Origin of the sequence: Sulfitobacter donghicola DSW-25 = KCTC 12864 = JCM 14565, from assembly GCF_000622405.1 — a bacterium.
In the GTDB taxonomy this organism is placed as follows: Bacteria; Pseudomonadota; Alphaproteobacteria; order Rhodobacterales; family Rhodobacteraceae; genus Sulfitobacter; species Sulfitobacter donghicola.
Map to the genome: position 1 here is coordinate 1578351 of NZ_JASF01000005.1, position 23480 is coordinate 1601830.

General features: G+C 52.8%; 20 protein-coding genes and 1 tRNA gene. 8 read left to right on the forward strand and 13 right to left on the reverse strand.

Going from position 1 to position 23480, the window contains the following annotated elements:
• Positions 1-16: 16 nt before the first annotated feature.
• The 7 genes from Z948_RS0108595 to Z948_RS0108625 all read right to left on the reverse strand — a co-directional run bounded on the left by Z948_RS0108595 (position 17) and on the right by Z948_RS0108625 (position 7586).
• Positions 17-784 carry a LamB/YcsF family protein gene (locus Z948_RS0108595; protein WP_025059158.1) on the reverse strand — a complete coding sequence of 256 codons (768 nt, stop codon included), beginning with the start codon at positions 782-784 and terminating at the stop codon, positions 17-19.
• Positions 784-1812 (reverse strand): 5-oxoprolinase subunit C family protein, encoded by a 1029-nt coding sequence (locus Z948_RS0108600; RefSeq protein WP_025059159.1) that lies wholly within the window; start codon positions 1810-1812, stop codon positions 784-786. Before Z948_RS0108600 ends, Z948_RS0108595 begins: the two co-directional genes overlap by 1 nt.
• Positions 1809-2549: a 5-oxoprolinase subunit B family protein gene (locus tag Z948_RS0108605; RefSeq protein WP_025059160.1), complete on the reverse strand. Its 741-nt coding sequence runs from the start codon at positions 2547-2549 to the stop codon at positions 1809-1811. The genes Z948_RS0108600 and Z948_RS0108605 overlap by 4 nt, the downstream gene beginning before the upstream one ends.
• Positions 2539-3255, reverse strand: coding sequence for a hypothetical protein (locus Z948_RS0108610; RefSeq protein WP_245604565.1), 717 nt, complete (start codon positions 3253-3255; stop codon positions 2539-2541). The genes Z948_RS0108605 and Z948_RS0108610 overlap by 11 nt, the downstream gene beginning before the upstream one ends.
• Before the next feature lie 324 nt (positions 3256-3579).
• The gene (locus Z948_RS0108615; protein WP_025059162.1) at positions 3580-5181 is read right to left on the reverse strand and encodes a GMC family oxidoreductase; all 1602 of its coding nucleotides are present in this window, start codon (positions 5179-5181) and stop codon (positions 3580-3582) included.
• Positions 5182-5334: 153 nt separating this feature from the next.
• Positions 5335-6561: a winged helix-turn-helix domain-containing protein gene (locus tag Z948_RS0108620; protein ID WP_025059163.1), complete on the reverse strand. Its 1227-nt coding sequence runs from the start codon at positions 6559-6561 to the stop codon at positions 5335-5337.
• Positions 6558-7586, reverse strand: a complete 1029-nt coding sequence (locus Z948_RS0108625; RefSeq protein ID WP_425427151.1) for a LacI family DNA-binding transcriptional regulator — start codon at positions 7584-7586, stop codon at positions 6558-6560. The genes Z948_RS0108620 and Z948_RS0108625 overlap by 4 nt, the downstream gene beginning before the upstream one ends.
• A gap of 333 nt (positions 7587-7919) precedes the next feature.
• Here Z948_RS0108625 and Z948_RS0108630 point away from each other — a divergent pair.
• From Z948_RS0108630 to Z948_RS0108650, 5 genes are all read left to right on the forward strand, one after another.
• Positions 7920-7996 (forward strand) — tRNA-Arg (locus tag Z948_RS0108630).
• A 155-nt stretch (positions 7997-8151) separates the two neighbouring features.
• Entirely contained in the window at positions 8152-9009 is an 858-nt protein-coding gene (locus Z948_RS0108635; protein ID WP_025059165.1) for a hypothetical protein, read from the forward strand.
• Positions 9006-9476, forward strand: a complete 471-nt coding sequence (locus Z948_RS19200) for a plasmid mobilization protein (protein ID WP_245604566.1) — start codon at positions 9006-9008, stop codon at positions 9474-9476. Before Z948_RS0108635 ends, Z948_RS19200 begins: the two co-directional genes overlap by 4 nt.
• On the forward strand, positions 9473-11041 hold the full coding sequence (locus Z948_RS0108645) for a relaxase family protein (protein ID WP_025059167.1): 1569 nt from the start codon (positions 9473-9475) through the stop codon (positions 11039-11041). Before Z948_RS19200 ends, Z948_RS0108645 begins: the two co-directional genes overlap by 4 nt.
• 29 nt (positions 11042-11070) lie before the next feature.
• Positions 11071-11373, forward strand: a complete 303-nt coding sequence (locus Z948_RS0108650) for a hypothetical protein (protein ID WP_025059168.1) — start codon at positions 11071-11073, stop codon at positions 11371-11373.
• Here Z948_RS0108650 and Z948_RS0108655 read toward each other — a convergent pair.
• The 6 genes from Z948_RS0108655 to Z948_RS0108685 all read right to left on the reverse strand — a co-directional run bounded on the left by Z948_RS0108655 (position 11366) and on the right by Z948_RS0108685 (position 19848).
• Entirely contained in the window at positions 11366-13339 is a 1974-nt protein-coding gene (locus tag Z948_RS0108655) for a DUF2075 domain-containing protein (RefSeq protein WP_025059169.1), read from the reverse strand. The two genes, Z948_RS0108650 and Z948_RS0108655, sit on opposite strands and share 8 nt — an antisense overlap.
• Before the next feature lie 65 nt (positions 13340-13404).
• Positions 13405-14559 (reverse strand): phosphorylase family protein, encoded by a 1155-nt coding sequence (locus Z948_RS0108660; protein WP_025059170.1) that lies wholly within the window; start codon positions 14557-14559, stop codon positions 13405-13407.
• Positions 14556-15002, reverse strand: coding sequence for a response regulator (locus Z948_RS0108665; protein WP_025059171.1), 447 nt, complete (start codon positions 15000-15002; stop codon positions 14556-14558). The genes Z948_RS0108660 and Z948_RS0108665 overlap by 4 nt, the downstream gene beginning before the upstream one ends.
• Positions 14999-17938: a hypothetical protein gene (locus Z948_RS0108670; RefSeq protein ID WP_162171775.1), complete on the reverse strand. Its 2940-nt coding sequence runs from the start codon at positions 17936-17938 to the stop codon at positions 14999-15001. The genes Z948_RS0108665 and Z948_RS0108670 overlap by 4 nt, the downstream gene beginning before the upstream one ends.
• A gap of 71 nt (positions 17939-18009) precedes the next feature.
• Positions 18010-19095 (reverse strand): SH3 domain-containing protein, encoded by a 1086-nt coding sequence (locus tag Z948_RS19330; protein ID WP_081784041.1) that lies wholly within the window; start codon positions 19093-19095, stop codon positions 18010-18012.
• 330 nt (positions 19096-19425) lie between these two features.
• Positions 19426-19848, reverse strand: a complete 423-nt coding sequence (locus Z948_RS0108685; protein ID WP_025059175.1) for a helix-turn-helix domain-containing protein — start codon at positions 19846-19848, stop codon at positions 19426-19428.
• A gap of 365 nt (positions 19849-20213) precedes the next feature.
• On the opposite strand from Z948_RS0108685, the gene Z948_RS0108690 reads away from it, so the two are divergent.
• The 3 genes from Z948_RS0108690 to Z948_RS0108705 all read left to right on the forward strand — a co-directional run bounded on the left by Z948_RS0108690 (position 20214) and on the right by Z948_RS0108705 (position 23410).
• Entirely contained in the window at positions 20214-21308 is a 1095-nt protein-coding gene (locus Z948_RS0108690; RefSeq protein WP_025059176.1) for a tyrosine-type recombinase/integrase, read from the forward strand.
• A gap of 259 nt (positions 21309-21567) precedes the next feature.
• Positions 21568-22308 (forward strand): hypothetical protein, encoded by a 741-nt coding sequence (locus tag Z948_RS0108700; RefSeq protein WP_156023462.1) that lies wholly within the window; start codon positions 21568-21570, stop codon positions 22306-22308.
• A gap of 25 nt (positions 22309-22333) precedes the next feature.
• The gene (locus Z948_RS0108705) at positions 22334-23410 is read left to right on the forward strand and encodes an ImmA/IrrE family metallo-endopeptidase (protein ID WP_245604567.1); all 1077 of its coding nucleotides are present in this window, start codon (positions 22334-22336) and stop codon (positions 23408-23410) included.
• Positions 23411-23480 lie beyond the last annotated feature (70 nt).

The window sequence follows — 23480 nt, forward strand, 5'->3', positions numbered from 1 at the left end:
CCCTCTTTCGTTGTTATCAGCGATGACCTTCAAAGGTTTGGACGGTAACGTCGTTGTCTTCCAGAGCCGCGCGAACGGAGGCTGCGATTTGAACGGCGGTTGGCGTATCACCGTGCAGGCAGATCGTGTCGATTGATGCAGGGATATGTTTGCCGCTATCGGTGATGATTGCGCCAGCTTTCACCATCTCGACCATGCGTTTGCCTGCTATCTCAGGATCATGGATCACCGCGCCTTTTATGCTGCGATCAACCAAGGTTGCATCATCATTATAGGCGCGATCGGCAAAGATCTCTCCGGCCCATTCACACCCCAGTTCCTCGACCGCTTGTTGATGCGCGGTTTGGGCAAGGATCATGACAATCAGGTCAGGGGCAACTGACAGCGCCGCCTCGTAAAGGTCGCGGGCTAATACGGGGTCTTCGGAGGCCATATTCGACAGCGCGCCGTGCAGTTTTAGGTGGCGCACCTTGGCGCCAACACTGCGGGCCATTCCGATGCTGGCCGCCACCTGATAGCGGATTTGGTTTTGCAATGTGGATCTGGGAACTGACATGCGGTTTCTGCCGAAACCCGCCAAATCCATAAAGCCCGGGTGGGCGCCGATGCCTACGTTATTGGCATGTGCCATGGTCATCGTCTTGGCCATAACATCTGGATCACCAGCATGGCCGCCACAGGCGATGTTGGCCGAGGTCACGGTTTTCAGCAAAGCGGCATCGTCGCCCATCGTCCAAGCGGCAAAGCTTTCGCCCATGTCAGCATTTAGATCTACGCGCATGATTATTCCTCAAATTGGGTTGGGTCAGAGGTGCCAGAAACAACGCCGCTGATCAATTGATAGGAGAGTAGGTCGCGGATGGTAGCAGGGTCGCGCAACAAGGGAGTGAGCGAACCTGCTAATGTTGCCAGTGCGGTTTGTGCCCGTTGCTCGATTGCGCGGGCTTCTTCGAGTTCGACAAATTGAAACGAGATCGCGGCACCAGCAGGTGCCTGCGCGACACGGGCCATATCAGAAGGCAGGACCGTACCGATGCGGGGGTATCCCCCTGTCGTCTGACATTCACACATCAGCACAAATGGTGCGCCATCACCTGCGACCTGAATATCACCCGTTGCGATAACGTCGGACAAAATCGTGAGTTGGTCGGCGGCGTGGAACGGATCACCTTGGTGGTCCATCCGAACGCCCATGCGGTTGCCTCTCGGGTCTCTTTTGAATTCGGTCGAGGTGAAGCGGGTGATCGTCTGGCGATCGAATTGCTCTGTCTGCATGGAGGAGGTGATACGGATGAGCCCCCCTTCAAACCGGTTTTTAACAGGCAAGGTCATGCCCGTTGTGGTGCCTTTGTCATTTCCGATTGGCAGTGTTTCATTGGCCTGTAAGGCCGCGCCGATCCCGCCGCTCAGATGGGCAGACCGTGCCCCCATCATTACGGGTGTGTCTATGCCCCCACCCAGATGCAGGTATCCATAGGTTCCGCTGTGCGCACCACCGATGGATAGCACAGAACCTGCTGGCAGCAGGTGACTGGCATTCCAAACCAAAGGCTCGTCGTCCAGTTTTGCGCTCATTGGTGCGCCTGTCAGCGCAATGCGAATGTCGGCATCCGCGCGAAACTGCCCGCCCATCCCGACCATCTCTATCGCGGCGAGGTCAGGTGATTGCCCTAGCAGGGCAGCCCCTTCGTGAAGGGCGGTCATGTCCGCCGCTCCGCCACGTGTTAGCCCTTGGGCCAGATAACCGCGCCGCCCTTTGTCTTGGATGGTCATGGCGGGGCCGCATGATAGGATTGTGAGGTTGCGGCTCATGGTAGAGCGCTCCGTTGCGCGCCGCCATCGCCTGACTGGTCACTTTTGCAGATTTTCTCATACTCCGCTTGGGAAACAGACGGGAAAGAAAGTTCATCACCAGGGGTGAGGGCAATTGGTTCGACACCGGTCGGGCGAAATGTTCGAAAGGCCGTTTGCCCAATGTGGCGCCACCCTGTGGGCGAGGCATTGGTGAAAACGATCAATTGCCGAATAGCCACAACCAACGCGCCACTGGGAACGGACCGCGTTAGCGTTTGCTGGCGCGGGATGTCCCAATGGGGGGGCAGCTCTCCTGTGTAGGGTTGGCCGGGGGCAAAGCCGATGGTCAATACACGGACCCGCGCCGATGAAAGCTCGTGAATCGCTTGTTCGGGGGTGACGCCCGCAGCTGTCGCGGCCTCTTCTAGTTGCGGGGCCGCGTCGGTGCCGTAAAGCGTGGGGATTTCCCAAAGGGTTCTGCCAGCAGGCAAGGGGGCGGCGTACCAGTCTGATTGCTCTAGAAGGCCTTGCAGTTTCTCCGACAGTGCGTTTGGCGCGGATGATATGAGGTCGGCGCTGACAAAGGTAGAAACCAGAGAGGTGGAAGTTTCCCAGACCTCTGGCCAATGCTGCGCCTCTACTGCCGCGCGAAAGGCGATGGCCGCTCGGTTAGCGGGTTCGCTCATGCCCTCACCGAATTGCACAAGCAATCCAGCCAGCCCAACACGACGAATGCGAGGGTAGTCAGCCGTCATGCAATGCCTTTCGATAGAGTGAAGGAAGTAAGATTGGAGTGAGATACATAGGAAGCTGCCAACAGCCAATAAAAACAAGAAGGGGCGCCAAAGTTTCTGACGGAAGAGCGACTAGGAACAAGGCGATGTTTCGATTTCCTGCCCCGATAGCAAGCGGCCCAGCAACAGATCGCAGCGCAGAACGCCGAAGCACCATTAATGTTATTATCTGTAGTCCGTAGCTGATCCCAAAGGCAAGAACAGCCCATAGAACTACCTGCATTGCATCGGCGCGAATGGCGGCGTTGAGGGGGGCCATCAACGCGACGGCGAGGATGCAGAATACCAATACCGAAGCGCCATCCAATGCGCTAATTTGTTTTTGTGTTGGGCGTGGAAGCAGCGCAGCGCGCAGGCCAAACCCGACCAGCGTTGCGCATAGAATGACTGTTAAAACTAAAGCTGATGACTGCAATACATCTGAAAAGGTTCCGATTTGGGGAGACAAATAAAGGATTGGCAATACCGTTATGGGAAAGGTCGCAGTTCCCAAAACCATAATTTGCATCATCTTTCCCGCATCTAACCCCAGCAAAAGAGCCAAATTGGTGCTGCCAGAAAGAGCAGGCGCAGAGGTGACCAATACCATCGCGAGAGCGGCAGGCGTATGGGCGACGCCCAACAGCGTTAGGATGCAGAAAATAATCAAGGGAACCGCAAGCTGCAAAACCGCAACCGCTCCAAACCCCCATCTGAGATCTGCAGCAGCACTGGAGACCGCCACATGCCCGATCCTCAATGCCGTGACGGTTAGTAGAACGGCAACCAGAACGGGCATCCAATAGGCCAAGGCGTTGGCCAGCTCAGGCCAGAAAACGCCGGCAGCTAGCCCGATTATCAGGCAGATACGCGCGTTTTGAGATATGCTCTCTAACGCTCTGGTCATCATGAATGGCATTTCGGAACAAACTGGTGCATCGCAGCCTCCTGCCGATCAGACAGAGCAGAGAGGGTGGGGGTTCGCAATGCTTTTTGCTCTGATCCGAAAGGATTAGAGTGGGTTATCCGCTAGCACCAGATCACTTGCCTTTTCGCCGATCATAATTGCTGGCGCATTGGTATTCCCTGAGACGATTTCAGGCATGATCGAGCAATCAGCAACGCGCAGCCCTGCAATCCCGTGAACGCGCAGGCGGGCATCTACAACAGCGGATGGGTCATCACCCATCTTACAGGTACCCGTTGGGTGATAGATGGATGCGGTGTTGTTACGGGCCCAATCCAAAGTTGCATCGTAATCTTCGATGTCCAAATCAGGGCTTGGGCGGAACTCGGTTGAGATTTTTGAGGTGAGCGGCGCGTGACGTGCAATGCGTCGCGCAATGTTCACCCCCTCAACCACCGTTCGGCAATCTGTTTCTGTCGAAAGGTAATTGGGGATGATGCGGGGATAGACCGCGCCATCTGATGACGCGAGCCTGATCTCGCCTTTGCTCTCTGGGCGTAATTGGCAAACAGACATGGTAAACGCAGAGAATTTGTCGGCCCCTTTTCCCGGGTTCTCGGCCGAAAGGGGTTGAACATGGAATTGGATATCAGGGGTTTCCATTTCTGGTCGGGTTTTCAGAAAGCCAGTCGCGAGGCTGGCCGCCATGGTCATTGGACCTGAGCGGTTCAGCATATATTTCAACCCGATTTTGGCCCGTCCTAGCAAGCTCGAAACCTCGTTGTTTAGGGTCGGTTCATGCGTTTTATAGACCAATCGTGCCTGCAAGTGGTCCTGCATGTTTTTGCCAACACCTTTCAGGTCAGCCTTTACGTCGATGCCGTGCTCCTGAAGCTGTTCAGCTTCGCCAATCCCTGACAGCATCAGCAGTTGAGGAGAATTGATCGTGCCACCGGACAGGATGATTTCCTTACCTGCACGCACTGTGTGTACGGCACCTGATTTGTCTTTGTATTGCACCGCGACTGCGCGCTGACCCTCTAGCACGATCTTTTCGACCTGCGCATGGGTGATGATTTCAAGGTTGCCGCGCTGGCGTGCGGGATTCAGATAGGCAACGGCGGCAGAGCAACGCCGACCATTGCGTGCGGTGAGCTGGAAGAACCCGACGCCTTCTTGATCCGCGCCGTTATAATCGGGGTTGAAATGGTATCCAGCAGCCTGTGCCGCAGCCACCCATGCATCGGTGATGGGGCGTTGAACACGCATGTCGGAAACAGAAAGCGGGCCTTGGTCTCCATGAAATTCATCTGCGCCACGTTCATTTTTCTCGGCGCGTTTGAAGAGGGGCAGAACATCATCCCATCCCCATCCTGCATTTCCCATCTGGCGCCAGCGATCATAGTCTTGGGGCTGTCCGCGCACATAAAGCAAACCGTTTAAGGAGGATGAGCCCCCCAACACTTTGCCGCGTGGCCATTCCAGAGAACGGCCGTTCAACCCCGGATCAGGTTCGGTTTTGTAACACCAGTCCACCGCAGGATTATGGATCGTTTTGAAATAGCCAACAGGGATGTGAATCCACGGGTTCCAATCCCGCCCGCCTGCTTCAAGAAGAACAACTTTGTTTCGTGGATTTGCGCTTAACCGGTTGGCCAAAACGCAACCAGCCGAGCCTGCACCTACAACAATAAAATCCGCGTCCATACTGGAACCCTCCGAGGCGCTCAGCAAAACTCTATACAGTGCTGATGTAAAGCCGAAGGAAAAGAAGGGGGGCGATAGGACAAGCTAAAAGAGGTTTGAATGGCTGATCTAAAAGAGCAATTGCCACACCTGTAGAACGCAACACACGCGCAATCAGAACTGGTGATCGGCAGATGGTTTGAGCCAATCGGCTTCAAATTCGATGTTGTTTACACCTGCCAGACGTTTTAGGCGATCTAGCTCGGCTTCAAATGCGGCTTGGCGCCCTTTGCCCCATGCAACACCCCTTTCCGGCCACAGAGCGCGAATGCGCAGCGTATCTTCGGAACGGAATGCCTTCATGTCTACGCGACCAACCAGCCGTTCCCCCTGTAAGAGAGGAAAGACGTAGTAACCGTAAATCCGTTTCGCCTCGGGGACAAAGACCTCAATACGGTAGTCAAAACCAAAAAGGAATTTTGCGCGCTTGCGGTCGCGTAGCGCTGGATCAAACGGGCTAAGGGCCCTGATCCGCTGTGGTGCTTGTTGGGTGATCGCGGCGTCAGCAAAAAGGTTGGGCCGTGCAAAAACACGTTTGCAAGTTTTGTCGGCGCCTACGATCTCCAACTCTTCGATATCGCCTGCGGTTAGTGATTTTGCGCACCATGCTTTGGCTTCCGCAGCAGTCACATGGGCCCAGAACGCCGCAATCTCACCAGAAGTGGCAAAGCCTAACCGGTCCAAGGCACCGGAACAGCACCAGTCAATTGTATCCCCATCTGTGGGTGGGTTCTGCGGCGCTGTAAACTGTTGGTCCAATGCTCGCTCGGCTAAATCATAGCGTTTCTGGAAATTCTGCCGCCCTACAACATGCAACGCGCCGCTGCGCCAGAGGTATTCAAGAGCTGTTTTGGAGGGGTGCCAATCCCACCAGCCACCAGAGCCCCGCTTTTCTCCCTGACCGACATCGGATGATCCGCAGGCCCCGTTTTCGCGGATAAAGTCTAAAACGCACTGCAGTTGGTCTTCGAACCCGTCCCGCCGCCAGTTGCGCCATTGCTTACGCAGCTTTGCTGCATCGCGATCCCTTCGCATCTGCCAGTGGGGGTAGTAGGATAGCGGGATCACCGCGGCATCATGGGTCCAGTGTTCAAACAGCCCTTTGTCCTTTTCGTAAAGGCGCTTTAGGTCGTTTGTTCGATAACGCTGCTTTCGGGCAAACAGGATAAGGTCATGCGCCCGCGCCACGGTGTTGATGCTGTCTAGCTGCACAAATCCAAGCCGCTCGATCAACGCGATAAGAGCGTCACTATTTGCTGGACCTTGAGGGGATTCAAGTAAAGCATGCCGATCCAGAAAAATTCGCCGTGCGGCCGAGTTTTCCAGACGTGGCAGGTTCATCCGCGCTTTTTGCGGCGAAGCGTATCACCGACTGACAAAGTAGGATTCATGATGACTGTCTTGGGCAAATCAGCGTCTGGTTCGCTGCTTGACGCATTTAGGATTATCTTTGCCGCCTCTTCGCCAATTTCACGACGGCAGGCATCCATGGTGGCCAGCTGGCGGGGTAGCCCTGCCAGCAACTCAACCCCGTTAAAACCCGCGAGACCGATCTGTCCGGGAACGTCAATTCCTTCGTCCAAAAGGTGCAGCAGACCGCCTGCGCCGATCATGTCGTTCGAGAAGTAGAGAAAATCCAAATCAGGTGAACGCTCCAGCATATCCCTTGTCATCTCGCGCCCTTTCAATAGGGCAGAGCCGCCAGAATAGAATGCACGGTCCTCGATTTCGATGCCTTCTTTGGCAAGCGCTTCGGTAAACCCTTCAAACCGTTTTCTTGCACGGTGATCCAGCGGCATCTTGGTGCCCAAAAAGCCAATCCGTTCATACCCCTCGCGCAGAATTTCGCGGGCCATGTCGCGGCCTGCTTGCCTATGAGAGATGCCCACCATCGCATCAACCGGATTGCCATCGGTGTCCATAATCTCAACAACTGGGATACCTGCGTTCAGCAACATCGCGCGCGTCGCTTCGGAATGTTCAAGCCCCGCAATGATTACGCCAGACGGGCGCCACGACAGCATCTCATAGAGAACCTGTTCTTCCTTTTCTGGGCGATAGCCCGTCACACCAACAACGGGTTGTAAGGGCGTGTCGTCCAACCCTGCATTGATACCGTTCAGGACTTCGGGAAAAACCATATTGCTCAGCGAAGGAATAATGACAGCAACCAGGTTCACCCGCTGAGAGGCAAGCGACCCTGCGATTTGGTTTGGGACGTATCCCAGTTCCTTGGCGGCCGCCAAAACCCGTTCCCGCGTTGTCGCTGAAACATCGCCACTTTTCCTCAAGACCCGACTGACGGTCATTTCGGAAACACCGCATGCTTCGGATACATCGCGTAATGTGAGGGGGCGTTTCGGCAGTTGTGACAAGGCGGAATTCCTGCATTTGCTGTTGTTAGGACCAACGTAGTAGGTCGAAGAGGGACAGGCAATCAAGGATATCAAACAGAGCGGCCGAAGCTGCAATGCTATTCCAAATCTTTGTCTGCTAAATCAGGGGAACGACCGTGCAGAGACTCTAGCGTAGGGGTGGGGATTGCGGTATCTGAACAATATGGCCCCGTGGCTCAACTGGATAGAGCAGCCCCCTCCTAAGCGGAGGGTCCGGGACCGGAAAGAGATGGGAAGACAACACGCTAGGAAAGTGGCAAGCTTGCGCGAACCGTTTTCCGAACCGTAAGAAAGTGGTTACAAGGCTCCGTGGCTCAACTGGATAGAGCAATCCCCTCCTAAGGGGCAGGTTGCAGGTTCGAATCCTGCCGGGGTCGCCAAAAACACCTGAAAAATATGGCTTATTTTCAGTACGTTGTGCGGAAGCTTGCAGAAAGGCCCGTGAGCTTTCAGGCCGAAATCAGCTGAAACGGCCAATTTCTCGTACAAAACCTGTACAAAATTCGCACGTTTGTGCGTATTTCGGGGGGCAATCATGAGCCGCCATAGCTTTGACCCCGAAATCGCCGGGCGTGTAGGTCTCAATGCAGCGGTGATTTTTCAGAACATCACCTTCTGGATCGAGAAGAACCAAGCCAATCGCCGCAACCTTCGAGACGGGCGGTATTGGACCTACAATTCGATCTCGGCCTTTGGTGAGTTGTTCCCCTATCTGAGCGAAAAGCAGATCCGCACAGCGCTTGAAAAACTGGTCAGCGCGGAGCTGATCATCAAGGGCAATTTTAGCGATGATCGTTATGATCGGACCTGTTGGTATGCCTTGGGCAACTCCATTTGCCCAAATGGGCAAATCGATCCGACCGAAAGGGAAGATGATGCATTTGCCCCTGAGGGCAAGCCATCTGCCCCAGAGGGCAAATCCTATAAGAACAGATATAAACCATATCAAAAACCAAATCCTTCGCACGCGAAGGCGGCGGTGGAGGATGAAGTTTCTAAAAAGATTTTGTCCGCTTATCCGGAGGATCGGATTCGCAGCAAAGCGGTTTGTCTCTCGCAAATCCGCCAAGCGCTGGCCAACGGAGTGGATGCCAAAGACCTTGAGGACGCCGTGCGGGCCTATGCGACCGAGAGTGAAGGTTTCACCCGCTCCAAGGTGTGCTTCTCCGACAATTGGTTCTCCTCTGGCCGTTGGTTGAAATACCTTCACGAGGTTGAGGAGGCGCGAGAAGCGGGCAGAGCCAAAGAGGCTGAATTGCTGAAAGGTTTGGCCGACTGGGTCACGAACCGCCATCCATTATGCCGCCATATCACGCCCGGCCAAGTAACCGCTTTGCTGGCCGCAAACCTGGTCAGCCCTGCTGAAATCGAGGCGGCGGGGCTCCGATCATGAATGCAACTGGTCCCGCCAAAGAGCAGAGAGCAAGGTTACCCACCGATTACATCGGCGGGACTTGTGAGGGGCGGCCAGCCTCCCCTTCAAACCCCAACCAGACGCACGCAAGCGGCGTCAAAGAGGGCCTTTCCGAGAGCGTGATCTTTCGATGCAGCCCGTCGGAAAAGGCCGCGCTTGTGGCCAAAGCGCACGCCGCTGGTCTGCCCAATGCCACGTTGATGCGCGAGGCCTTGGGGCTGACTGAGGCACGTCGGCGCAAGCCCGTCCCCCGAGTTGACCCGAAGCTGACCTTTGCGATTGCCCGTGTCGGCGGCAACCTCAACCAGCTCTCCCGCTGGATCAACGGCGCGGTCAAATCTGGTCGTGCAAGCCAGATCGATGCGCTCAAGGTCGCGACGCAGCTAGTGGTCATCGAACGGCAGTTAGCGCAGATCGTGGCGGCACACGCAGGCGGTGACGCTTGATCATCTCGTTCTTCTCCACTGGCACCGGCGGCGGTACGGCCCCCGTTGACTACCTGACCGCGCGCGAAGTTCTGGCCTATGACGAGAACCGTAATCTGATCCGCGACGACAACGGCCAGCCGCAAACCAAGATCCGCGACCCGCTGCCCGAGGTGCTGCACGGAAACCCAAACCAGACCCGCGACCTGATCGATGCAAGCCCCAACAAGTGGAGCTACACGGCAGGCGTCATCAGCTTTGCCGACAGCGATGATCCCAGTCCCGACGCACAGCAAGAGGCCATTGAGCTATTTGAGGCTCTGGCCTTTGCTGGGCTGGACAGGGATCAATACGACTGCCTTTGGGTGCGCCATACGCACGAGGGCAACGTCGAACTGCACTTCTGCGCGCCACGCCTTGAGCTGAGCACGGGCAAGGCGTTGAACATCGCACCGCCAGGGCATGAGAACGCCTTTGCCAGCCTGCGCGATCTTTTGAACAAGACGCACGGTTGGGCAGACCCTTTAGATCCAGAACGCGCCCGCGAAGTGAGGGCGACGATTGAAGCGCCGACGCGGGCGCAAGGTCGCGAAGCGCTTCACGACTGGATCCTGGATCAGATCAGCATCGGCATCATCACTGACCGTGCCAGCATGAGCCACGCACTGACTGACGCGGGATTCGAGATCCCCCGTGCCAGCAAGAATTACATCACTGCCCAAGACCCCGACACCGGCGAGCGCTGGCGATTGAAAGGAGAGATTTTCCATGACGACTGGCAAGCCGAACCGCCTCGCCGAGAAATTGAACGCGGACCTGGAGGCGATCCGGAGCGACCACGCCGCCTTGATGGCATCTCAACTGGAGAGCTTCAGGAGCGATTTCAGCAAAATTGCGACCAGCGCGCTGCATACAATCGAGACAGATATCAGGTTCCTTCTGAGCGACAGCAAGAGCGAGTTGGAGAGGCGCAGCGAGACGATCAGGCGTTGGCTGACGATCTCGCCCTGGGTGATCGTGGGAATGATCTCAGCCTGGGTCGTGACGGTGCTGCTGGCGAGTTGGTTCTGGATGGGTTTGATCACGCGCTCGGAATTGAAGGAGCTGGGTCTGACGCGGATCGAACAGGGCGGTCAGATATGGGTGACGCTGGACCCCGACCGGACCGAGTTGAAGACCTGCACGATGGCGGGTACGCCCATCAGCTGCATCGAGATCAAGGAGCCTTAGATGACCATTCCACCGACAACACCCCTGACAGCATTGGAGCGCGAATTGCTCGCATCCGTCGAACGGTTGGTGACGGCCTGCGAGAGCTCAGCCAAGGAATTGCACGCCTTGGAGAAACGCTCGACCAGCAGGATCGAATTCAAGGTGAATGGCTTGGCGCATTGCGTGGCGCTATTGATGAAATCACATCTCACGTCCGTCACCACATTGGCCGCCTTGCTGCGCGAGGAGCAGAATTACGACACGCTTCAGGCGGGATTAGAGAACAGCTGGAAACTAGCGAAAGACGCCGAGAAACGGCTGAACGAGAGCTAGACGGGAGAGACAGTCACCGCAGCTCCGGTCACTCGCTTTGACGAGTTTCCAAGCCGCAGAAAGGCAACACATGCAGTTCGAACACATTCAATTCACGCTCGGTTTCCGCCAAGCCTTAGATCACGGCATCGACTATCGCGACTATCAAAAAGTCGATCGCTTGCCCGAAGGCATCCCGCTAATGGCCATCGCAGGTGTCTGGGGCGACTACAGCGACATACGCTGTCTGTTCATTGATCCGGATGGTCAAACCTACCGCCGCCACATTTCAGGCCGTGCCGGCCGGTACGTGATCCGTGAGCTAGATTTGAACGCAAAGGAGTTACAGGTCGGGCAGGTGCTTGTCGTACTTAAAGACTGTCGTTCTACATGAGTTCAGGAATTCCACACCCACGCAAGAAATCATAGGTTTGATCATAAAAAGCCGGTGGGCGAGTTGGATCCTTAGCATCGCCATTCGGGACAAAAATGATCATGCCTTGGCGGGCTCTTGTCAGAAGAACCCGGTAGGCATTGAGCAAATACACCTGCCGCGTTGAAGAATTCACAGACTGCCACTTGCTTCCTTTGAATGCATTGAATTGCCAGGAGCCATCCACCATTCTGAGATCTGCATCCCAGCACATGCCTGCCCAATCCAGCTCAAGGCCTTGGATGTCAAATTCTGTTGCGACATCTTCCAAATAGTAAGAGGATCTCACGTCTTGGCTGTCGTTCAGGAACCAGCTTTTGGGATCAATCGCAGACTTGATATGTATCCCTTCGGGGCGCAGACGATGGGCGCCTGAAGATGCCACCAGGCCTGTCCGCTCACTCCCGCGCGCCATGCCGTTCAACCAATTCTTGGCAGAGGCAAGGTCACGCGTAAGGAGTATCGGGTACCTGTCGCCCAAGCTAGCCAGAGCCTCAGAGGCCGACGATACATCGCCATCCAATACAGATGACACAAAAGAAGAAAGTTTTTCCGCGCGAAATGATCGCATCGAAACCGACAAATGGAGATCTTCGTGCTTTGAAATCTTCGGCGAGCGCAGAAGCTCTACAGCATCCTGAGAAACCGTATAGTGTGGATCGTCCAAGAGGGTCGACGCGTGCACTTCCCAATCAGAGAAGCGGTTCTCGACCGCTCTCAACCATTCTCCAAGGCCTGCTTCGCCAGTATTGATCTCCTGGCCACCACCGATAAGGCAAACGATCGTGCACCATTCGGAGTGGCGATCCATGACTCCAATCAAGAATTCTGGCTCAGATTGATCGAAGTCCGCCACCCCCCGCTTTGCTTGCATGAATTTTGAGGCTTGATCTGTTGTCCATGCGCGTTGGGCCTCATCAAAGACGACCACATGCTCAAAAGGTTCGTCTGGATCGTTTAGGTAGTGGTCTCTAAAGTGGTGAATATTCTGAACAAAGAGGCTTACTTCCCGCTCAGCATCCTTCTTTGAGATCTTTTCACCGCTTACCTTTCCTTGCTCAACCTTGTCCCGAGCCAAAGCTTCTCGCAATACTGTGACCAAAGGACCGTTGCCAGATAGGAAAACTGCGTTTTCGTTCTCATGCCTTTCAGCACGACTTGCCGCGATGTTTAGCCCTGCGAGCGTTTTGCCGGCGCCCGGTACACCAGTTACGAAGCAAATTGATTTCTTGTGTTCTCGTTTGGAAGTTTCGATGATTTCCGCGATGCGGTCAGAGGTCGCCTTCAGGTTCTTAGCGCTCGCGTCTGAACGGGAAATTTCGGTGACATCGTGCGATTTGTAGAGAGCCTGTGCGGCCTCGATTATGGTCGGTGTCGGTTTGTATCCGGATGCCTCCCAACTGGGTGATGAAACAGATTGCTCACGCGGTATGCCAGAAGCTTGAGCGAGAAGGTCGTCGAGGCCTGACCGTCCTATGCAGATTGGAGCTGCTACCCCATCTGGGCCAAGGTCCAGAACGAATTCGCTTTTGTCAGATTTCGTGGCAATCAAAACAGGAATGATTGTGGAGGCGTGGCTACCTTCATGAAAGTTCTTTAGGTCCAAGGCATAGTCATGGACTTGTTCGATGGCATGCCGATCGAAGGTCGACGAGCCAACTTTGAATTCAATAACAAAGACGATCCCTCCTGTAACGAGAATGCAATCGGCGCGCTTGCCCATGCGAGGTATGATGAACTCGAAGAACAACATGCCTGGCGAAGTAGGAGGCAGAGAGCCCTTTAGATATTGGATTTGCTCGATCCAGGCATTGCGTTGCAAGTGTTCTAGGTCATGCCGATGGTGAGCAGTCAAGATTCCCAGAACTGAGGAACCATTTTCACAGCAGAACGCTGCAAATTTTTCTTGGTAGTAAGCTTTTTCCAAGGTGCGCTCTGTTTCTGATTGTTCTAGGAATTCCAAAGGCTCCCGATGTGTATCGTATTGCCAGACTACATTGTGCAGATGTCCGGCAACACGCTTACCACATATTGAGCAGATGCTATTGATGCAATGCTATGAACGTCATCATCTTTATCTGCGTCGGCGAAATCGACAACTGATTTCGCAGCAAAGGCTTTGGGTTTAACACGGCTGTAGCTGCATGCAGCAAGGAAGGCCGCTATTTCCATTTCGACTCCGACTACCTTGCGCTGCTGCGCCTCAATACGCGCAATTTCCTTTGTGCTTGCAACTACCACAGAGCCAGATGCGACCGGTCCGAAAACGATTTTTGGAGAGTAGTTCTTGGTCGAATGCTCTCCATTGGCGAGGAGATTGAAAGTCGTTGGGCGCGTCTTCTGTACGTGCTTTAGTCGACCAATTACATCCGGATCCACATTTTCCAAATTAATCTCTTGCTTGAAGCCTTCGTCAGTCATCTTGCCTACCTGATGGTCCCACGCCATGGTGGCGACGACGATGTCCGCCAAATTGCATTCATCTTTAAGACCGGCACATATTCCAGACATAGCGACTACTTTTGGCTGAAATGCCTCTAGCACTCTGGATGTGTACAGGGCGGACTGTGTAACACCCATCTGTGGAAAGACAAAAATCGCCCCCTTCTGATCCCCTACTTGAATTGGCCGCCACCTCAGGGCACCTAAATCAGATTTCCATGGTTTAAGCGTGGCATCAGTTTCTTCGAAAGCGTCGGCTTCTTTTTCGAGTGCACAACATATTGCAAAATCGAGCATCGAGACATCGGATAGGCCGTTTACGATTTTTGAGAGCTGGGGTTTCCATGCGGAATCTGAGTGTCCATGCATCAGGACAGGTACTGAGCACTCATTGAAGCACAGCAGCGTATCATACTCTGGTGATGTCATTGCCGTTAAGGCTACAGCAAAGGATTCTTGATTGAGTGTACCCACGCGCTCTTGCATAAGTTCGTTGGAAACATCAATCGCGTCCTCACCGGACCTCCGGGGTAGAAGGATGTCCAAGATAATCAGATCAAACTTTTGAGAATTGATCACCTTGCAATACTCATGAACACTTCCAGCACAGTGAAACTCAATTGAACACCAGTCAAAATTATCGGTGATTACCGAGCGAATTTCTTCAAATTTTTCAATCGAATCTTCGACAATAAGTATCTTCATCTCGCGGCTAAAACCCTTCTAAGTTCTTCTGACCAAGTCATGTCTTCCAGGTCAAAAAATAGACATGTGTCGACTTCAATTTCGAATGCGTCAATCAAGTATTTTCTTACTTCAGAAATCGGCACCATCCGGTTTTCCAGCTCAATCTCAGGATATTGAGTAACTATAATGGTCGGCATTTTCTTTGCCTGATACTGCACCTCAAAGAGAACTTCGATGCCCCCAGACAGTCGAGGTATGCCCAAGCCTTCAGCTAGTTCCAAGTCATGAGAGGGGAGCGACATATCTAAGACTAAGAGGTCGTGATCTCGCTCTGAAACGGCTTTGACGGCTGCTTTTACACTTTTGCAGATCTCGATTTTTATGTCATCGCGTACGTCAGTTACAAGCCGTTGTAGTGCGTTCAACTTGAACTCATCGTCTTCAACTATCAGTATATTCAACGTATCAAATCCAGCGTCATCGTCACATGAAACCCATCCTCGGCGGCATCTATGGACACTTCAGATACTTCATTCCAATCCCTCTCTAGTCGTTTTATCTTACGCAACCCACTCTTGCCCTCCTCGACGTAAGCGAGGTCCAAAGCATCCAAGCGGCAGAGATTTACCTGCTCATTCACTGTCGATGCGTCCTCTTGTTCTTTGTACTCGGAAGAAATTTTCAGCACGAGTTGCGTGACCATGGCATCCTGAAAAGCAGCACTAACGTCGATGCTTACGTTTCCTCCGGGCTTCCCATGTTCTGCTGCATTCTTTAGGGTCACAAACAGGAAATCGTACACTATGTGGTAGGAGGATCCGGTCAACTCTATTCTTGTTTGGCTCTCATCAGTAGTTGCACCTTCGTAGCTGTTAAACTCTTCACTTACTTCGCTTTGAACCACTCGAAGAAGCGTGGGTAAATCCACACTAGGAACAGTAATTCGCGGCCGGTTGAACCATGATGCAATAAGACCAAACTTCTCGTCGAGTTTTGCGTTCATATGCTTAATAAACTCAACATGGTTGGGGCCGAGTCCAGCCTTCGCGGGCTCAGGTATAGACACAATCCGCCTGGTTGCCTTGCAAGACGCAATAACTTGTTGCGCATTTTGCAGGTCCGTAGTGGCTATTTGCCAGCAGGTTTCGCTTATTATACGTATAAAATACTCTGGGTCTTCGTAGTCTTCAAAGGCATCCAGGATCGAATTGGCGCCTGCTTTTAGGTATCCGAATTTTCGCCCCTCAGTAATCTCTGGGTTTATCATTCCCTTAGTTTTTTGCTGAGACCTAATATGAAAGTAATCTGATCCAATTTTTTTGATGTATCTTTCGAAGTCGTCTTTCCATTGGTCGAAATACTCCCTGCATGGTTCGGTGCGAAAGAATTGTGGAAAGCGCTCATCGACTGAACGTTCAAAGTCTTGCAATAGCGTCCCTCTAAGTGTTCCATGCCGGATGCGCCGCCCAAGAAAGGACGCAATCCCAAAGATGCGATTTTCACAAAACTCCCTATAGCATTCCCCAAGTATTTTCATGAATTCGGACTCATTGCCCTGGGAGCTGTTAATCGTTGAAATATTGAGGCTCTCAAGAGTATCTTTCTGCAGGGCGCCAGAACGAATTAGTGTCAACATCCGTTCGAGTTGATGGTCCTTAAGCCAATTTCCAAACCTGGTTAAGTCGACATATATACGCGAGTCATCAAGCTCTTCTCGTGCTTTAGAAATTTTTGCAGACAACCTTAGGCTATCGGCGAGATCTTGGAACCGCCGGTCTCCGTAGTGTTTGTACATTAGTTCGTGAAGTTTCGCACGGCATTCAACTGCCTGGGAGGACTCGTCGAACAAATGATAAAATTGTAATAAAAACTCATCTGTTGAGACTTGATATAGATAGATACCAACCTGAGGCGCTTGCTCATGTACGTCGTCAATGAAGCTGACATAGTCAGAAGCAAAGTTTTCACGCACATAGTCTTGCAAAACACGCCTCAATCGAAACTCATCCCGAGTGTTTTGTGGATCGACAGCAAGTAGGCAAAGAGGAATTATCTGAAACAATTGGTCGCCGGAAGCTCGAGCTTGATCGTAAAGTTGGTTCAACACTCTCTTGGAAATTACTCGATCCGCAAATGTAGTTTCGTTCATCAAACATAGTATTTCGTCTGCGCCAGTACTTTCTGGCAGGGGTTGCCTAGCGAAGAATATCGCCATCGCTAGCGTTCGTTCGAGCGTGCTCAGGCTGCCTGACGCCTGGCCTACTAGTAGTGTCCCTTTAGTCGTTTCCTTACAAGTTAAGCCTTGCCACGAAATTGCCTGCCCGTAACGTTCTTCTCTCAGCATACCAACAAACGAGGGTTCACTAGATGTTTCCGGTTTGTATGCGAAATAGAAGTCTCCGACAGCGCGCAATTTGACGTGACTTTGACACTCAAGAAACGCTGAAAGGTGGCGATAGCTTGATATATCAGTTTTTTCCCCTTCTTCGTCCGTGTCGGCGTAAAAGGGTTGCAAAGTTTCTTGATTGACCAAGTCGCAAAACATTACGTCCCGAACTTCATCATCAAGATCCGACCAAATCCTTGATAGCTCAGGCCAAATATTGAGATCGGTCTGTGTTTCGATGTGAAGTGAGAGAAAGTGAAGAGCGTCTACAAGCGAATAGTTTGAAAAAGCCTCTAAGGTTTCGCTAAATTCTCTTTCGCTGTAGCAAATTGGTCTAACAGTGAATTTTGAAATAGCCTTTCTAAAACTGCTCCGCTCACTTTGACCTGAAATATTCATGATGTTCGAAACCACACCCAAATACTGCCTTTTTCGGTTGTAGGCATCTAGAAGGCTTGGTCTGATCACATCGCGCTTTGAAAATTCGAGTCTATCAATCAGTGATTTGAACTCTTCGGATCGATCCTTCTCATTGGTCGTGGACGCGATAAATGCCGCTTTCCGCAGCAAAATATGGGAGAACCCAAACTCATCTAGGTACTCCGTCATATTGGCTAGTATTTGGGTGTGGTTGTGGTCGGCGATTGCGCGATTGATATCTTTTAGCTTCTTAAAGGATCGAACAACTTTTGATGCGTTTCGATTTCCACGGTCAACTATTGTACGTGCACGAACTGTTGGGTTCGTCATTTTAAGTAGAATTGTCTCACGAAACGGGTCTGGTGAGTGCGGAAAATCTCTAGGTATTTGCACATGTGAGTACTGGTTGTTGTATCGAAGTTGAAAATCGGACCAGCGTATGGCTTCCGTATCCTTAGATTTGTAGATCTTTGAAATCACTGAAGGGAAAACGCCTGGGCGATCCTCTTGTATCTTTCGATCCAAAAGACCCCGAAGTAAGTTTTTTGCCTTTTTTGTGGGGGCAATCCCGATACCAATATCACTTTCCATTTTCCGGTCTTTCTTCACGCCCACTGCAGGTATTCCCACTGAAAATTCTTCAATTTCTATCCTTATGCCGATTATCTACACCAATTTCCTGGCCGCGGCGGGCAGCTTGTAGCGCCGCAACGGTAAGGGACAGCTAGGCCTTCACCAATCAGAATTCTTCCCACATCCATGCCATCAACGGAAAGCAAACCACATTGCCTTCCATAGTTGCAATCACGAGTTCCTTCAGTCCCGGGGCGGCAAGCACAAGCCACCCTTTGGAATTGAATAGATCCAGCTTCCTGTAATAGGATTCGCAAACGATTTGTCGCCTGCCGCCCGCGCTGGAGCTCAGCGTTGCATGCAGGAGAGCCGGTTTCTGGGGCATTAAACCCAACCAACCGAACGTTTGCCTGCTGACCTCTTATTGCTACGGTATCGCCGTCAATGACGCGAACTTCAGATGCGCTGACCGTTCTGCTGCTTGGATTATTTGTTGGCGCGGGAACGCGTCTTCCTGATGCAGCTAGGTAGTTGGATGACATCCAGCCCGTCCCGAGTGGAGAGGTGATCTGCGACCAGCCGTTCTGATCGGTGAGAACACGTACTCTTGCGCCCTCTGCCAGCTGGCCCATCACCCGATTGTTGGTTGAAGGGCCTTCACGTTGATTGACGCTGCTCCCGGTTACAATCGCGTATGTCGAACTATCGGCTGGGCGAGTTTGAACGCTGGATGACCCACTATCAAACAATGCGCTTAGCAGGCCCAAAATCCCCATAACGAGGATGACGGGGAAAAACAGCTTTCGTTGGGCTCTACGAATTGCCCGTTTGGGCGCATAGATGATTTGGGCCGGTGACTCAGTCCGTTTCCGTGGCCGAGATCGTTGTTGTACGGTTCTAACAGCTGGCATTTGCGCCGAAGGGTCGTTTGGTTTCCCAACCTGTTGAGGCGTTGCAGCAGTGGATTTGTCGTCGCTCTTTGGGCGTTCCAGCTTCAGAATTTTGTGGAGCTTCGAGAATTGCGCCTTGCTCAGATTGGTCTTGGGCCCATGCCGCAAGAACAGCGCCTCCATGTTTTGAAGGAATGATTGTTCCCAATCATTTACTGAATCTGAGTCTAGCTTGCCCCTAATGCGGGACAGTATGAGTTCTGTTCGCTCTTTTGAGAATGGCATCTGAGACGTGCTTTTTGCGGATCCTACTGTTCCCCGAGAAGGCGCTCAAAGCGTCGAGAAAGCATACCTAGAATAACGACGGGACCGAGCAAAAGCATGATTGCGATCGAAGCAGCCACCAAAGTGACAGCCTGAAAAACATCGAACAAGAAAAACTCGGAAGGGCCAGTGTAAAAGATTGAGAAGCGAAGAAGCCCGCCGAAATAAATTGAGATAGCAACCAAAAAGGCGGTCTGGATAGACAGCAAAGGGTGGACAATGCTTCTTTGCGTCCGTTCCAACGTAGCACGTCTGACTTGGCGCCAATTTTTGCTCGCATGCTTCACAATCTTAATCCCTTACCAATTCAATCCACGTGTGCACATCATCGTCACTGACTTCACGGCCTTCGACGTGTGACTGATACCAACGAGCTACGATTGCTCCGCGTTTCTCGCTCTTAATTTTGATGTTTTCTTCAGTGAGGTGTTGATCCAGCGAAATCTCGATCCGCTTTAGCGCCTCGAAATCATGCGCAGCTCTGACGGACTTTGTGCCCAAGAGTATCCATGCTGCGTCTACTTCGAACTTGTCGGCAATCGCGACCAAGGCCTCAACAGGAAGGCCGCGCTGGCCTTTTTCGTAGCTGTGATATGCGCGGTGTGAGACGCCGATGGCGTCCGCCATAGCGGTTTGCGTCAAGCCGACTTCGTTGCGCGCGATCGCAAGACGCGCACCCATTGCCGAGAAGACAGCCTTCAAATCCCGCGCCATGCAAGGTTCCCATTGACGTGACTGTCAAATTGCGCGAAACTGCACAATATGACATAAAATTCCAATTAATCCCATCTGACCACGTCAGAAGGTGCAGAACAAGCGATTCCATGCGTGTCGCCGATTCAACTTAAGCGGACAAGGACGACTGAAATGGCAGAGACCAACTATTCAGACAGCTCACAGATCCTGGGGCTTGGAAAGACGCCCGCTCAATGGGTCGAAGTCATGGCCGGGATGGGGATCGATATTTCAGAACGTACATTGCGCGAACGCGCTAATGAGACGGGCGCATTCTATCGCCTTGGTCGGACAATGCTCATCACGCCCGCGCAGATTGATACGATTTTTGAAGGAGGCCAGTCATGCCGCTCCAAATTTACAAGAGGGGCCGTGTCTACTGGGCCAAGGGGTGGATTGAATACAACGGCAGGCCAATCGCCGGCCCATACCGGCGAAGCACTAAGGCATCTACAGAAGAGGGCGCACGGGACTGGATAAACCATGAGACCGAACGGCAGATCCGTCGCTATGTCGTGGGCGACGAACCGAGCAAGACGTTCTCCGATGCAATTATGCTCTACAACGCGTCCCCAAAAGCAGCGAAGCAGTTGATCCCGATTGTCGAAGCAATCGGCGACCTGTCGCTGGGCGCAATTTCTGGTGCACTATTGAAGAGCCTTGGGCCAAAGCTGAAACCCAAGGCGTCGACCGATACCTGGTGGAGAGAAATCGTGACACCCGCTTGTGCTGTGATCAACAACGCCCACGAGCTGAAGGGGACGCCTCTGATCCGCGTGAAGCCCTACGACAAGTTCGAGCGGATCGCTCAGGACAAGCGGCGTGGGAAGCTCAGCCGCGTAGAGCGCACGCCAGCCGACAAGGAATGGATCGAGGCGTTTTGCCGTGTCGCCGATCCGTACAACGCCGCGCTGGTCCGTTTCATGTTTGAGACGGCTGCACGGATTGATCAGGCCGTATCGCTGGAGCCGGATGACCTTCGGCCGCACGAGAACAAAGTCCGAGTGAAGGCGCAGAAGGGCCACCCAGAGAGATGGATCGCTATCTCACCTCAGATGATGGACGAGCTTCTCGCGTTGCCGCCCAAACGCCCCAAGAACCGCAAGACCGGCAAGCTGATGAAAGCCCGCATCTTCGGCTATGGCAGCTCGACAGGGTACAACACGCGCTGGAAGACGATCTGCAAGCGCGCGGGCATACCGTATCTTTCAGCCCACCCAGCAGGGCGGCACGGGTTCTTCACGGAGCTTGTTGTGCGCCAAGGCGTAGATCCAGTCACGGCAGCCAAGGCGGGGCGCTGGTCAGACCCCAATTTGCCCATGCGCATTTATGCCCACGCAGAAACCGATGAGGCCGACATTAGGGCCCGTTTTCGTACAAACCACGTACAGACGGACACTGTACAAACACCCAACAGTAAGAAATCACAAAAGGAATAGCGCTATGAACGCATCCCTCCTAAGGGATAGGTTGCAGGTTCAAGTCCTGCCGGAGTCGCCATTTCTCACTGTCTGCCTTGCCAATTTCCAAAACTGTGAACGGTTCGAGCGCAGGAAAACTTGGCTCCGCGAACTTTCTAAAACGGTTCAAATTCCCGATCGCATGTGACGCCTATGATCGCCTGACCGCTGCCATCACAGCGCCTCTACGCATTAAGAGAGGAAAATATTCAAGAGTTGAATATTTTTTGAATATTTCTTGCAACTCGTTCCTATACCTGCCATAACCATCTTGAGGCACTGGATAAAAGGCGAATCAAAATTGAACCGTGACGCTGCATTGCAAGCTACCCGTGAGCAACTTGAGGCCCCAGTGTGGGGGCTTATTGAAGAGTTGGAAAAATCACTCTCATCTCTCGCAGGGACGCCTCACGTGGATATTAGCTGCCCAAGAGCGGTTGGATCGGTTTTGAATTGTGCTCTTCCAAGCGCATCCCTTGCGGCAGGTTTGGGTGATCAAGACCTTGAGGTGACCTATTGCCGAAACGGGCAGTGCAACAAGTTGTCGGGTGAGATCGAAATTGCCGGAAGTACTTATAAAGTCAGCTTAGAGCTTCACCTTTCCGGGCCGCGCGGCGGCACAACCAAGAAAAAGCATCAGTTCGCGAAATCGGACGTAGCTGTTTGTGACATCGAACAGCAGCCGCTTTTGCTTGAATACGATGTGGAGGCGCCAGATCGGCTGTTGTTTTTCATTGCATGTCACCTTAGCGGGACGGGGGTGTCGATTGCACGCGCATACTTCAAGTTCGCCGACGGTGTTGATCAAAGGATGCTGGAGATCCATCGCCCAGATGCGCTTCCGATGGCAGCGCCGAAACAGGCTGGGCCGGACGAAGGACCGCTGGGCACAATTATGAAGGTTAGGAAACCCGAGGGAGAAAAGAAAGAAGATGGCATCAAGACAAATAAACGGGGGGATGCTGCTTCTAGCTCGTAAGAGACGTAGAAAAACTCAAAAAGACTTGGCTGCCGAAACTGGGGTGCCGCAAGCTGCGCTTTCCAGAATTGAGAACGGTACAAGGGACGTGCTCTCGCAGGAGGAAATCCAGTCGGTAGCGCGTTCTTTGGGATTCCCGGTAAGCTTTTTCTATGAGCAGGAGCCGCTATACAAAACTCCATTGAGTATTCACGGCGCAGCTTTTCGAAAGAAATCTGCTGTCTCCGCGAAAGATCAAGACGCCGTCATCTCGTTGGCGAACCATTTGGTATTGCATTTCCGAAAGATGCTAGAAGCCATTGACCTTGAACCGCAATATCCGCTCCTTCAATTTGAAGTGGTTGATAGCAAGTCCAGCGTAAGTGAACATGCAAGTGCAGTTAACTCTGCGAGTGAAGCGGCTCGGAAAGTCCGTGAATCTTGGCAGTTGGACGATGGTCCTCTGGTGAACTTGGTTCGCTATGTTGAGGCCACTGGGATTTTTGTAGTCGAAGGAGACTTTGGCGGTGCTGACATAGATGGAGTGACGCTGCGCCCTCCTGGAATGAAGCCAGTGGTCGTTCTCAATTCCTCAAGACCAGCTGACAGAAAGCGATTCAGCTTGGCGCATGAATACGGCCACGTGATCCTCCATCCATTTCCGTATGACGCCATGGAAAAAGAAGCCAATGAATTTGCAGCAGAGTTGCTGATGCCTAAAGCTGGAGTTTTATCTGATCTCAAGCGCGGTTTGTCTATTCCACGGTTGGGGCAACTTAAGCTAAAGTGGCGGGTTGCCATGTCAGCTCTAATCTATCGAGCTAAGACGCTGGGTGCGGTTTCAAACGAAGCCGCGACGTCTCTATACAAGAAAATGAGTTACTACGGATACAGAACAAGAGAACCGCACGAGTTTGACTTTGAAGCTGAGAGGGGGATGCTTGCATCTCAACTGGTCAACCTCCACATTTCAGAGCTTGGCTATTCACTTGAAGAACTCGCGGAAGCAACTCGGACAAGCCCTCAAGAGTTTGCGGAAATGCACGGTTTAGATGCACCGAAGGTTAAGGCTAAGCCAAAATTGCGGCTTGTTGTGGGGCAAGGTTGGGAAGACGCTGGATAGTTTCGCGCTGCGGTGATCGGTCGGCATTTCCAACCCACCCTAAAATGGCGGTGCTGGTTCTCACTAGTGT